The 14,763-nt window shown below is 22.7% G+C and carries 12 protein-coding genes; 1 reads left to right on the plus strand and 11 read right to left on the minus strand.

The annotated features are described in order from the left end of the window. Positions 1-267: 267 nt before the first annotated feature. From T523_RS00085 to T523_RS00135, 11 genes are all read right to left on the minus strand, one after another. On the minus strand, positions 268-1,305 hold the full coding sequence (locus T523_RS00085; protein ID WP_042706815.1) for a DUF354 domain-containing protein: 1,038 nt from the start codon (positions 1,303-1,305) through the stop codon (positions 268-270). Positions 1,306-2,795: 1,490 nt separating this feature from the next. After that, complete coding sequence (locus tag T523_RS00090; RefSeq protein WP_042706816.1) at positions 2,796-3,674, minus strand: hypothetical protein; 879 nt, start codon at positions 3,672-3,674, stop codon at positions 2,796-2,798. A 376-nt stretch (positions 3,675-4,050) separates the two neighbouring features. Further along, positions 4,051-4,710 carry a hydrogenase nickel incorporation protein HypB gene (hypB, locus tag T523_RS00095; RefSeq protein WP_042706817.1) on the minus strand — a complete coding sequence of 220 codons (660 nt, stop codon included), beginning with the start codon at positions 4,708-4,710 and terminating at the stop codon, positions 4,051-4,053. Positions 4,711-5,020: 310 nt separating this feature from the next. Next, complete coding sequence (gene hypA, locus T523_RS00100; RefSeq protein WP_042706818.1) at positions 5,021-5,398, minus strand: hydrogenase maturation nickel metallochaperone HypA; 378 nt, start codon at positions 5,396-5,398, stop codon at positions 5,021-5,023. A gap of 137 nt (positions 5,399-5,535) precedes the next feature. Continuing rightward, on the minus strand, positions 5,536-6,429 hold the full coding sequence (locus T523_RS00105) for a ribose-phosphate diphosphokinase (protein ID WP_042706819.1): 894 nt from the start codon (positions 6,427-6,429) through the stop codon (positions 5,536-5,538). 499 nt (positions 6,430-6,928) lie between these two features. Further along, positions 6,929-7,720: a DUF4013 domain-containing protein gene (locus tag T523_RS00110; RefSeq protein WP_042706821.1), complete on the minus strand. Its 792-nt coding sequence runs from the start codon at positions 7,718-7,720 to the stop codon at positions 6,929-6,931. Between the two features lie 522 nt (positions 7,721-8,242). Continuing rightward, positions 8,243-10,288 carry a hypothetical protein gene (locus tag T523_RS00115; protein ID WP_042706822.1) on the minus strand — a complete coding sequence of 682 codons (2,046 nt, stop codon included), beginning with the start codon at positions 10,286-10,288 and terminating at the stop codon, positions 8,243-8,245. Between the two features lie 287 nt (positions 10,289-10,575). Continuing rightward, positions 10,576-10,737: a hypothetical protein gene (locus T523_RS08920; RefSeq protein WP_156929566.1), complete on the minus strand. Its 162-nt coding sequence runs from the start codon at positions 10,735-10,737 to the stop codon at positions 10,576-10,578. 324 nt (positions 10,738-11,061) lie between these two features. Further along, entirely contained in the window at positions 11,062-11,331 is a 270-nt protein-coding gene (locus T523_RS09210; RefSeq protein ID WP_052334565.1) for a transposase, read from the minus strand. Between the two features lie 553 nt (positions 11,332-11,884). Further along, a complete protein-coding gene (locus T523_RS00130; protein ID WP_042706824.1) occupies positions 11,885-12,373 on the minus strand; it encodes a helix-turn-helix domain-containing protein in 489 nt (162 codons plus the stop codon). 325 nt (positions 12,374-12,698) lie between these two features. Then, on the minus strand, positions 12,699-13,844 hold the full coding sequence (locus T523_RS00135) for a hypothetical protein (RefSeq protein ID WP_042706825.1): 1,146 nt from the start codon (positions 13,842-13,844) through the stop codon (positions 12,699-12,701). Positions 13,845-14,131: 287 nt separating this feature from the next. On the opposite strand from T523_RS00135, the gene T523_RS00140 reads away from it, so the two are divergent. Next, on the plus strand, positions 14,132-14,749 hold the full coding sequence (locus T523_RS00140) for a 5-formyltetrahydrofolate cyclo-ligase (protein ID WP_042706826.1): 618 nt from the start codon (positions 14,132-14,134) through the stop codon (positions 14,747-14,749). Positions 14,750-14,763 lie beyond the last annotated feature (14 nt).

Raw genomic sequence — 14,763 nt, forward strand, 5'->3', positions numbered from 1 at the left:
TATTGTTTTTGTTTAAAAATTAAATAAAAATATAAATAAAAATTAAAAATTTAAAAATGGACTAATCGGGATTTGAACCCGAGGCCTTTACCATGCCAAGGTAACCATCTACCATCTGATATATTAGCCCAAGAAATAATAAACTAAAAATTTTAATATAAAAAAGACTTTTAGAAACTGAAAAACACAAACTTAATTTAAAAATAAAAGAAATTAAGATTTTTCTAAAATATAAAAAAAATAACTAGTAATGTCAAAATTAAAAAATTAATTAATTTCAGCAAGTTTATAAACATTGTCAATAATTATTTTAAATAAGTCATCATGTTTTATATCTATTTTTTTATGGGGATTTACTATTAAATCCAATGCTTTTGAAATAATCTCATCATTATCAATTGATCTAAACATTAACCCATTATCTACATAATACTGATCTACAGATAAGGTTTTACCAGGATAACATGAAATTACAGGTGTTTGTAAAATAGCGGCCTCCCTATTCATAGTACCACCAGCACCAATTACAAGATCACTTCTCTTAATAATACTAGATGTGTCCACAGGAGGATTAAGAATTGTAACATTTTCAATTCCTTCAAATATCTCAGCTTGTTTTTTAAATCTTGGTAAAATTAAAATATTAGCATAATCTTTAAGTCTTTCTACAATAGGAGTTAAAACAGATTTACTACAATCAGTATCTAAATAAGATGCAAGTGAAGGTTCTGGTCTCATAAATATAGTTTTATCGAATTTCAAATCAAGATTTAAATCTTCAAAAATATTTTCGTTATATTTAAAATGTTTAAAATGCATTAATTCACTAGTACCCTTATAACGGATAATTTTATTTGGATCTGCACCATATTCCATTAATTTCCACATATCAATAACATTTGGAGATATTATTGTATTACATAATGGGAGTGTAAGTTTATTTGCTGCAGTTGCATGTTCATTATCAAGAACAAATAGACTCGGAATTCCAAGACCATAAGCTATTCTCGGCAATTCAATTGAATGTTTACTCATTGCTACATCTGGTTTTTCAGGAGCAATAATATCAATCAATTCATTAATACGTTCTGTTGAATCTTTAAGTTTTTCATATAATGAAACACCATGATGTCCTACTGAAATATAATCTAAATCATACATATCCATAAGTTTATGAATATCACCAAAATCACGAGTAGTAACAATTACATCTTCCCCTTCATTTTTGAAATAATTGATTACATCCCTAAAAAAACGTACATGTGGTGCATTTGTAATATCTATCCAAATCTTCATTTTAACCACTTATTAATTTATAATTAAACTAAATTATAGATTTGTAATTTCCTATTAAAACAAGTTTTTGTTTAAGTTTAAATAATATATATTAAAAATTAAGATAAAAGCTAAAAATAAGTAAAAAATTAAAATAAAAACTACTTTAAAAAACATTAATAAATTAAATCAAAAGTTATTAAAATTTTAAATGTGATTTAAGGCTTTTTTATAATAAACTCATGATTTAATATGTTTTTTAAAGAGAGGTTAAAAAACATTTGAGTGTGAATCAAAAGTAAGATTTAAGAGTGTGTGATTTAAGGCTTTTTTTAATTTTTTAGATATAAACTTTTGATTCTACTGTTTTTTAAAAGAAATTTGGCATATAATTTTTTTCGGCAGATAATATGTGTAATGAAAACTATAATATCAAAATCATGCAGAAGAATATAATGATAATTATAATTTTAGGTATGCCTAAACTTCTTATATAATAGTAAGTTAGAACTCATATATAAATGTTTAGGTATACCTAAATTTTTTATTAAATAAAAACCATTAAAAATTATATAAAATAAAAAAACTTATATTATAAAATCAATAAAATAATTTTATTTTTAAATCATAGAATTAAATATAATCAATATTCAAAATAAGAATAAATTTATAAAAATTATTTAAATTTAAATAAAATCCACACATAATTTAAAAAATAAATACATTTTAAAAAAAACTAAAATTTCTAAAATATAAATAAAAAAATTTATTAAAATTTAAAATAGTTAAAATTTAATTAAATTTAAAAAATTAAAGATTTTAAACAAAATCTAAAAAAAGAGTATTTGAATAGTTGAGAAGGATTAAAAGTGGAGAAAAAACAAATGATTTAAGTGGGACTTTTTAAAAAACTTTTAACCCTCGTGTTTAAATTAAGAAATTTAGATAAAAATAAAATAGAGAGATAATATGATATTTTAAGTAAAATAATTTGATTTAATATAACAATATATGGAGTTAATCAATATTTAATTTAAAAGATTATATAGAAAGGCAATGTGAGTTTTAAATTCAGTTATGCTAATAGTAAATTCTTTTAAATTTTTAGTTTCACCTAAATTTCTTATATAATAGTAAGTTAAAACTAATATATAAATGTTTAGGTATACCTAAATTTTTTATTAAAAATATATGAATTTCAATAGAAAAATTAATTAAAAATTTAAAAACTAATAAAAAGTCTTAAAAAAAATTATAAAATAAAAAATAATCTTTAAATTAAAAATAAATAGTTTTAAAATTTAAATCATAAATAAGAATGTTTAAGAAGAAAATAAATTTAAAATAAATTAAATTATAAATAAATCTTTATAAATTTTAAAAATAAGTAAATAAAAATATTTATCAAAACAAAAACCGTTTATTTTTATAAAATGTTAATACTTGAAAATCAAAGTTAAAATTTCATTTTAAAGATAATGAAAATTTTAATAAAAAAAAACTAAAAATAAATAATAAAATTAATCAATGTCTTTTGTATCTATTAAATTTCTTTGAAAATCATTAGTTTTTTTAGTTTTAATCCATAATTTATGGAAATCATATAAATCAGGATCTTTTTTAATTTTATTAGAGTCAAGCTTAAATTTTGGTTTTTCAAATAAATTATATTGAGATTTAAATTTAGTATCAACATCTTCTTCTAAATCTTCAGTATTAATTGAAAAATTAAAATCTTTTCTATGGAATATTAAATCCCACAATGACATTTCATGTAACTCTTTATTTTGTTCTTTAACTTCTTGTTGAATATTATTAACAAGACATTTATTATGTTTACTAATATTAATACCCATTTCTTCTAATGCATCATCAAAATTTTGACAATTAGAATCATAAACTTCAGAAATAGCTTGATTTGCTTGAGATACAGTTTCATCAACTATTTTGTCAATATTTTCGTAAAATTTCAATTGAGCATTAAATAAAAGTTGATTATGACAATTAATTTCATCTTTTAATTGTTCAACATATTCTAGGGTATCCATATACTTATGTTCAAAATATGCTCCATCATGAGATGCATTATTTTCCCTAAGAGATTCAATTTTATTTATAAGTTTAAGAATATTTTCATCTTTCTCATCAAGTTTTCTTTTATATTCTTTAACTTTATTTTTTTGATATTCAAGTTCTTCATTAAGTTCTTGATTTTTTCTAATTAAATTTTCAGAATCTTCGAATCCTTCAGATTTAATAATATTTTGTAAATCATTATAATCAACAATTGAAACATGTTGATTCTCTTTAATATCAGAACCATTAAATATTCCAGATAAAACCATTTGTCCTTTCTTATTTTTAATTTTTTTTACATAAGCACTTGTATAATCAACCATAATAATCACATATTTTTTAACACACAATAAAAAAATACTATATAACCTAATATAATATAATTAATATTATATATATACTTTTTTATTAATATAAAATAATAAACTTATTACATTATCTAAATTCATTTTTAATTTTAAAGCTCTAAATCATATTTTTTTATAAATCTAAACTATAAATATTTAAGATTAAATTTAAGAAAATTTACTTAAAAAATTAAGAATTTAAATCTAAATATAATACTCGAAAAAATAAATTCAAAAAAAGCATAGTCTAATTAACTACATTAAAATAATAAAAATAAATAGGTTTTCAATAGCAAAATATAGTTTAATAGTAAGTAAAATTAAAAATTAAAAAAATAAAATAAGGAATAAATTAGTTATTTTCAGCTTTTGCTTTTTCAACTGCATCAATAAATTCATCTAAACCTTTATTTTCTTTTAAACTCATAGTGATTACTTGAACATCAGGATTTATTTTATGTGCATCAGAAACCATTTTATTAACATCTGCACCTACTGCATCAGCGAGATCTATTTTATTAATAATAACTAAATCAGATGTTTGGAAAATAAGTGGATGTTTCTCTACAGTATCATCACCTTCAGTTACACTTACAACAACAACCCTCATATGGGAACCTAAATCAAAATCAACAGGACAGATTAAGTTTCCAACATTTTCAATGATAACATAATCTAAATCATCTAATGGTAAATGACTTAATCCATGTTCTACTAAATGAGCATCTAAGTGACATTCCTTACCAGTGTTTAAACCTTCTACAGGAACATTGTGTTTTTCAATTCTTTCAGCATCAAACTTACTAATAACATCTCCAGCAAGCACCCCTACATTTTCATCTACTGCATCTACAAATTGTTCAATAAGAGATGTTTTTCCAGATCCAATAGCCCCTACAAAATCAACACAAAAAATATCATTATCATTAAAAATTTTTTGATTGTCATCAGCTAATTTTTTATTAGCTTTCATTATGTTTTCAGCAACTTTAACATCTGCTATTTTATGCATTTTATCTCCTCAAATTAAATTTTTAATCTAAATGTCCTAATATTAAAGTAATAAAAATATATTAATAAATATAATTATATGAATATTACATTATTATATAAATATGACATTTCTTTTATATAACTATTTTTATTGAAATATGGAAAATTATTATTAAACAAGTTTAAAAGTAATAAAATATCTTAAAAAACTTAAAAAAAGTAATGAGAATCAAAAATAAAATAAAAAAATAAAATAAAGATTTAAATTAATAAATAAAAAGATTCTACTAAAAAATATAATAAACCAATAAAAAAAAAGAAAATATAAATTAATTATCCTCAGGTATTTCAATACTAATATTTTTTACAATAACATCTTTACCATTAGTAATATCTACCCTATAGGTATTACATTTCGGACAATTAACCATTGGAGCATAATGGTCAGTATCATCTACAATAGCCCCACCTTCATAACCACAATCCCTACATTTAATTTTAACAGGAATCTCCTCAATTATAAATTCAGCATTCTCTGCAATAGTATCCTCTTTTAATACATTAAGTAAAAATTTAACCTGTTCTGGATTAAGCATAGCTAATGTACCAATTTCTAAAGTAACACTAGTAACTGAAGTTGCATTATTTTTTTCTGCATTATCCAAAACAGAATCCATAATACTTTGAGCCATTGATAATTCATGCATTGTTATTACCTCAAAAGAATAATAAAAAAGATTTCATTGAAAAAGACATTTTATTTTAAATCCCAATTTTATAAAATCATTCTTAAATTTATAATAATTATTAACTATATTTAGGATATCAACAAATCTCAAACTAATCAATCATTTAAATGATTTGCAATTATTTTAGCAACAGAAATAAAACTCACATCAGATTTTAAAGTATCAGTACCTGCAAGATTAAGAGCACCTGCTGCATAAATTTTTGAAACCGCATCATTTACAAGAGTTGGATGTACACAACATACACGTACATTTTTTGCACCTTGCTCTTTTAAAATATTAATAGCATTAACAATAGTACCTCCAGTTGCTATAATATCATCAATAATAACAGCTTCTTTACCTTTTACTGAAGAGATATTAACTTTATTGTTTTCCCCATCTTCAACTTCAGCAATAGTAGTTTCTACTTTATCTGGACCTAACCTTACTTTTTTAAGATAAGTACAATTACAATTTAAAATACCTGCAATTTCTTCAGCAAATCCCAAAGCACCTTTATCTGGAGCGATAATTAAAGGATCATCTACAACCTTATCAATGTACTCTGCAATAGCAGGCATTGCTGAAAGATTATAAGCAGGAATATTAAAGAAATCCCTTACACAATCCTCATGAAGATTAATAGAAACAAATTCATCTGCACCAGCAAGTTCAATTAGTTCAGAAACAATTTTTGCAGAAATTGCTTCACCATCATTAAATCTACGTTCTTGTCTAGCATAACCCATATAAGGTACAACAACACGAACTTTTTCTGCCCCTAAATCTTTAAGATTCTTAATTAAAAATAATAATTCAACAAGATGTTCATCTTGAGGATAACCAGTGGATTGAATAATAGTAACTTCTTTATCAACATCCCCATGTACACGAAGGTATCTTTCTCCATCTGGAAATTTTTTAGTTTCTACTCTTACAAAAACATCATTTAACTCTTTAGCCACTGAAGCAGCTAATTTTTGAGAAGCGGAACCACTAACAATCAAATTATCACCATAATATATTAAAATAAATTATAAAATTTTTAAAAAAAAATAATTAATAATAATTTATTTTTTAAAATATATAAAAATTATTATAAATTATTAAAATAAAATAAAAATTTTTAAAAATAAAAAATATTAAAGTAAAAATAATTATTTAAAAATTAAAGATTAAAAACATATTATATTAATAAAAAATTAAAATTAAACAAAATTCCAATATAATAAAGAATATTAAAATTATTTCAAAAACTTTATTTCACAAAATTTAAAAACAAAAAAAATAGACTTTGTTGAAATTACTTAAATTTATGGTATAAACTATTCTAAATTTAAAAACAATAGATTTTAACAAATTAAAATGTTAAATAAAGCAAATTATAAAATCAAAATAAAGAAAAAATATTTATTTGAATAGAAAATTAAATCCAAAAATAAGATAAAAACCAAAATCAATGAAAAATATTAAAACCAAAAAATAAAAAAAATAGAAGAATAAAAGTTACTCTTCTAAAATTTCATATTTATAGTATTTTCCTAATGCAGAACTTACTAATAATATTGTTAATGGGAATATTAATAAACTGCTAATTATTACACCAACAAATGGAATTAAGTTAATTATTGATCCAACAATTCCAATTACAACCATAATAATTATTAATAGGACAATCCATCCTAATGTATGTAAAATACCTGCTTTTCTTAATTCATTATAAGAATTTGAAAAACTAATACCTTCTCGTAAACTATTAGTTTTTGCTAATCTACATTGACCAAACATTGAAAGAAGTCCAAATATAATAAATAATATTACACCAATAATAATGGTAAAAGTTAATGCACCAAGAATACTATATAATAGATTTGGAGAAATACTATTTAATGAACTAACATTAGTTATATTTAAGTTTGGATATTTAGAAACAGTTCCTATAAGAGATACTCCTGCAGTAATACATATAATAACAACTGGAATTATAAAGTAAATAATTTGTAAAACAAACAGTTTAATTCCACCAACCAAATCATCTTCAAATGAAAATTCGGGTAAAATATCATTTCCTTTAATATTTTCTTTAATTACACGTAATTCATAACCGCAAATAATTAATGAAAATATAAAAGATATTATACCAGAAACACTTAATACTACACTATTTTTAAGACCTAATTGATTAAGAACAGAACTTAAACTAACAAGTATACCAAATATTCCAATAATCAGGTAAGATCTATAATCTTGTTTAGCATAATCAAATCCTTCCTTAAATGTTTGAGTTAAACTTACCATCTTTGACACCTTTTAATTAAATTATAAATAGTTTATATAGAAATTATAAATTCCATATAATTTAACTATAATAAAAAATAGTTTATTATTATATAAATATCTTTTTAAAAAATTTATAAAAATTTTAATTTTTTTATAAAAATAATATAATATTGTATTATTTAAAATAAAAAATTTAAAAAATATATAAATTATAGTAAAAATAAAATTCAATGAAAAAATGAAAAAAATTTAATAAAATTAAATATTATAAAATAAAATTAAAAATAATATTGATTAAATAAATTAAATATCAATAAAAAAACAAAATAAAGGCTAATAATATAATTGAAAAATTTTCAAATTTAATAAAAAAATACAAAAATATATAAAAATTTAAACAATAGAAAAATGGATTTCATATTAGTTTAAACAAAATCGTTATTAATTAATAAAAGATTATTTATAAATTAAATAAATTTAAAGTCTAATTTTTAGAAGTTAAAAAAAAGGTAGTTTATAAAAATAAACTACCAAAAGTGTTTATCTAATATATAATTTAGATGTAGTTGTTTTTGGTGAAAATGCATAATCACCTGAAAATTTAGTAGTTACAGTGTAAGTTCCTCTTCTATTAATTGAAACTTTTACATAAGCAATACCTTTTGAATTAGTTCTTGCAGTATAAGTTTTACCATTAACAGTAACTTTAACAGTTTTACCTACACCATTAATATAAGTATTTCCAACAGATTTTTTACCTTTTAAAGAAATAACTAAAACTTTATTATTAGAATATCTACTAAATGTTTTAGATGGAACAGATAAAACAGTAGATTTTTTAGTAATAGTGATTTTATTTACAACAAAACTACCATTATAATCATCATCACCTAAGAATGCAACAGCAAATGTGTAAAAACCTTCCCAAGCAAGGTTAATTTGAAGTTTTGCCACACCATTTGCATCAGTAGTTAAATTATATACTACACCATTAAATCCAACACTTACTGGTTTATTTGCTAATACAGTACCATTAACATCTTTAAGAACAACAGTAAAGTAACCTCCACGTTCACCACGATAGAAATCAACAGCAGTTTGATTAAAATCGGATGAAATTATTTGGGTGTTATGTCTAACAGGAGCTTTCATAACAATGAATATGTCTTTGGTTAAATCAGATCCAATATAACTTTCATTACCTGCATAATTAACAACAAAGTCCATTTTACCAGTGAGGTTATTGATTTCAACACTACCATCAGCATCAGTTACTAAATTACCCATATTAGTACCATTAATAGAATAAGTTAATGGAGCATCAGAAACAGGTTTACCATTTCCATCAAGTAATTTTACAATAATTGTACCATTCTCATCAGCATCAAGAGATATATTAGTAGTGGATTGTGAAACTTCAAAGCTAGAACTTGCATTAGAAGATTTATATTCCCCATCACCAATAAAGTTAGCGAAAACGTTGATATTATTATTAACTTCTAAACCGCTTATTGAAAGTTTTCCAATACCATTAACAGTAGTTACTTCATAATCTTTACCATTAATAGTAACTTTAACAGTTTTATTTAATCCGATATCATTATATCCTGTTAAATTAACTATAATTATAGCATCATCACCATAAACAATATTATTAAGAATAATATTCATATTAGACTCAAAACCACTGAAATCATAAGGTGTATTATTAATAAAAGTATTATTCTCAAGTGATAAAGATTTAGTAACATTGTAAATAGCAGCAGCATAGTTTTTAGCACTATTATTCACAAAGGTGGAATTAGCTACATCCAATTCACCATTCCAGTTAACTACAATAGCACCACCACCATCTTCAGCAGTATTATTAACAAAACTACAATTGTTCACACCAACAATACCGCCATTAAATTTAACAGCACCACCCTGAGTAGCAACATTATTCTCAAATAAAGAATCAACAATATTAACCTCTTTAGGAGAAACACCAGCAATAGCACCACCACTACTAGCACTAGTTCCAGGAGAACCAACACCAACAGCACTATTATTCAAGAAAGAACAACCACTAACATTTAAAACAGTGTTATAAACATAAATACCACTACCAAATAAAGCAGTATTATTAACAAAACTACAATTAACAACAGTTAAATTATTAGGATTACTAATAGCATCAGAACCAGAATAAATAGCACCACCATAACAAGCACCATTATTCACAAACTCAGAATTAAAAACAAAAACACCACCATCAAGAGAACAAATAGCAGCATCTACAAAATCACCAGTACCATTTTGACGAATAACAAGATTTTTAAGATTATTACTAAACCTAGAACCATTAACAAAAACAGTACCCCTATTATTAAATATAGCAGCACCACCATTATCTACATTCCTAGACCTATCAGTAACATCATTACCATCAAAACTACAATTAGATACATTAACTAATCCTTCATTATAGATAGCTGCACCTTTAGTAGCAGCACTATTATTAATAAAGGTACAATTTTTTAAAATTAAAGTACCATAGTTAGTAATTGCACTACCTACTTTATTATTAGCATTTATAAAGGTCAAACTATCTAAAGTTACAGTTACACCTTTATTAATTACAAATATTTTAGATGAATTTTTAGCATCAATAGTAACATCAGCACCATCAGCGCCTTTAATTGTTACATTTTTATTTATAATGATACCAGTATCTTTAAGACTAGAATCATCAGAATATGTGTAATTATCATCTAAATTAATATTTCCAGTATCATCATTAATTACTTTATTATTTAAATCACTGAAAGAATTGCCATTATTAAAATTATCTTCAGTTAATTGGGAGTTATTAGTTGCAACATTAGCAGAAACTACTTGACTTGATGAATTATCATCGGTATTAACTCACTAATTGCTCCAATACATAATAAAGAAATAAGAATAACTGTAATAATTAATATTATTTTTTCTTTTTTCAAAGTTATTCCCCCAGTTTTAAGAGAGCATAATTCAAAAATTAAATTAATAAACATATACAAGAAAGGTATAGAAAAATAAAAAAACATATTAATTAAGATATCTTTTCATATATCTCATAAATTTAAAAATGAACATATCCCCCTTATAACAATACATATTTATTACTAACAATATTTCAATAAAATATTAAATATGTATAAATATAATTATATTTTTTAACATATAAATATTACTAAAAAATTCAATAAAAATGAATAATATATATTATTTTTAAATAATAATATATTATATACAATTAAAATAAAATTTAGTTTAAAAAAAATAAAAAAATAGTTAAAATTTTTTATAAAATAAAATTTAAACCTATTTATAGTATTTTACCAAATGTTTATACCTAAATATTCATTGACCCAATTTGTGTAAAATGATGTTAAATCAATTATTTTATAGAATTCATCTTCAAATATTTGAATTAATTCGTTTAAATTTTTATACATTGATTTATATACTTTGGATTTAATTTTACGCCATACATCTTCAATTGAATTTAAATCTGGGCAATATGGTTTTAAAAAAATTAGATTTATGTTCAATATTTCACAAGCTTTTTCAACAATTTTTGCATGATGTGTTCTTGTGTTATCCAAGATAATGTTTATTCTTTTTTATTTTGAGTTTATTTCAGTTATTTTTGGATTTAATAGGTTATTTAATAATCTTAATCTTTTTTCGTTCCATATTTTTCTTGAGTTGTTGTCTTCTTTTCCTGCAAATCTTTTGAATTTTTTCTATGGACGTTTGTTTGGAATTATCATTATATAGTTCATTATTAATTTTATTTAACAAATCCATTTCATTTAGGATTTGGAGGATAAATATTTTTATTTTTTTATCGGATAAGTTTTCATTGTTTATTGCATCTTTGATTAATTGTTTACCTAATATGTTGGTCATGTTTTTAATACGGTAATGACATAATGTAATTACAAATTGAAATGCATTATTTTTTTGTATTTGCTTCCATGTATGATTTGCAATTGATTCCTTGAAATCCAGTTACATTTATTTTGAATTTTATTGGATGTTTTATTTGTATATTTTTTTCTTCAGGAGCATATAATATTCTTGTGACATTTGGAACGTTTTAACATGATGTTTCATCTAGAAAAGCAAAATATTCTGTTTTAATATTTGTTGTTTTTAGTTTTTTTTAAGATCTTCTTCTGGATTTTCTGGATGTGTGTTGTATTTAGTGAATGGTTTTCCATAGTTTAAATTTAGTTTTTGTCTTGTGATGACCCATACTTGTTTTTCACTATATGTTATACCGTATTTTTCTTTAATTAGGTTTTTTACATCTTTTAAATTATATTTTTTTTCATTTCCTGTTATTGTTTGTTTTAATTCTTTTAATTGTTGGTCAGTTAGGTAAGATTTTCTTCCACAATTTGAATAATTTGAAAATAAACCATCCACACCCTTTTTGTTGTATTGTTTGACCCAGCGTTCACCTGTTTTTCTTGAAATATTAATGTTTTTTGAGGCTTTAGCAATACTTTCACCATTTGCAACCATGTAAATTAATAAAAGACGTCTGTAAACATTGTAATATTCCTTGTACTCTTTCAGCATATCTGCAATTTCTGAAAGTTCTAAGTGTTTTTCAATTTTATTATTAAATTTTTCCATTTATATATTTCTATAATTCATTAGGTATAAACTTTTGGTAAAAAACTATAAAATAAATTTCAATAAATTTAAAATTTAAGTAAAAAAATACTAATTTTTTCTAATTTTAACTAAAAATAGTATAAAACTAAAATATAATTCAAAATCCAATAACAAATATCAAAACATTAAAAAAAACAGATCTTAATATTATAAATCATTATTAAACTAAAATAGAATATAAAAATTAATTAAAATAAAAAAAATAAAAAAATATAAAATCAATGCATTGATTTATACATACATAAATATTTAAAGTAAAATTAAAAATAATTGAAAAAATCAATTATCTTTTTCTACCTTTATATACAGCTACACCACCAACAGCAATAGCACCAATTAAAGCAACAATAGGTAAAGCTGTATTTTTCATTCCAGTAGTAGTTGAATTATTAGTATTGTTATTATTAGGTGTTGAATTATTAACAGTTGAATTGTTAAGAGGATTTATATTTGAACTAGGTACATTTGAACCTGATGAGAATAATGAACCTAAACCAGAACCACCACCAACACTAGAATTTAAAGCAGAACTACTTCCAGTTCCAGGAATATCTGTATTTAATGAAGGACCTCCTGCACTTGCAGGGTTACCATATATGGTATCACCCATATATTGTAATAAAGCACCATAACCATTTAATTTATCATTAAATCCAGTAATCATTGCACTTGTTGGAACATTACCTTTTGAAGCAGCATATACTCCAGCAGGAGTAACACCAATAACTTTACCATCTTTCCAATAAATTTCTAAAGTACCATAATCATGACCTAACAAAGCAGCATAAGGACTAGTATTAACTCTTGTAACCCTATCATATGGTTTTACAAATGTAGAATTACTAGATGAATTAACTGTAGAATTACTAGATTGATTGACTGTTGAATTACTATTAGTTGAATTATTAGTATTATTAACAGAATAAAGAGATTTACCATGCAAATAACTAGAATATTGATTTAATTGAGTGTTATAATTAGTAATCATATCACTTGTTGAAACATTACCATTTTTCTTATTAAATGTGCCTTCAGGAGTAACACCAATAACTTTACCATCTTTCCAATATACTTCAAGATTTCCTAAATCTTTACCAACAACAGAAGCATAAGGAGTAAAATTAATTAAAGTAACACTATCATATGGATATGATAATGAACTATCACCAAATAAATCAAAATCATTACTTGATAATGATAAAAGATTATTTAAATCGAAACTATTATCAGAACCATAATCTTGAGAATTATCTGAAAATGAATCATCAGAACTTGAAAAATCAAACAATCCATTTAAATCAAAATCATCAGAATTAGATAATAAAGAAGAATTATTATCATCAAAACTATTTGATGCAGAGACTGCAGAAATTCCAACTAATGTAATTAAAATTAATGAAATACATATTAAAGTTTTTGAGTTTTTCATAGAAATTTCTCCTTTATATTAATAATATTAGATAGTTTATAATTTTATATAATGTTTACTAAAAATTTTCATACATAAATCAAAAATAATCCAAAAATTATAGTTAATAATCAATTTAAACCATTAAAATTACACAAATATGAAAAAATGTTTAAAAAATCAATAAAAACAATGTTTGAAAATTTAAAAAAGAATTAAATAATACAATTAAATTAAAATAAATTAAAATAAATAAAGATTAATAAAAATTCAAAATAAAAAGAAACAGAAGAAATAAAGTGTTAAAAATGAACATAGTCGAAAATAAAGAAATATTAAGAAATAAAATTTGGAAAAAATTATATGAAAAAGACTTATCTTTAAGAAAAAATGGGGATTATGGAAAAATTCCAGATTTCAAAGGAAAAACCAAAGCAGCCAAACTACTTAGAAACACTGATGAATGGAAAAATGCCAAAACAATATTCTGTAGCCCAGATTCAGCACAAATTCCAGTTCGTAAATTTGCACTTGAAGATAATAAGAATCTTATAATGGCTAGTCCTAATTTAACAAAAGGTTATATATTTTTAGATGGAAAAAATATTAAAAATACTAATGAAGCTGCAGATAAAGAAAATGCATTTAAATATCAAACTAAAATTAAAAGTTATCCTAAAATAGATTTAGTTATTGAAGGATCTGTTGCAGTGGATAAAAAAGGCCATAGAATAGGAAAAGGTAAAGGTTATGGAGATAGAGAAATTTGTGACTTATATGAAAAATCATTAATAAATTCAAAAACCCCAATAATTACAACAATACATAATTTACAATTAGTTAGTTACATACCTATAGAAGATCATGATATGAAAATAAATATGATTGTTACAAATGATACAATACTTAAAATAAGAACCACTTAATCCCTATTTAAATA

Origin of the sequence: Methanobrevibacter wolinii SH, from assembly GCF_000621965.1 — an archaeon.
Classification (GTDB): Archaea; Methanobacteriota; Methanobacteria; order Methanobacteriales; family Methanobacteriaceae; genus Methanarmilla; species Methanarmilla wolinii.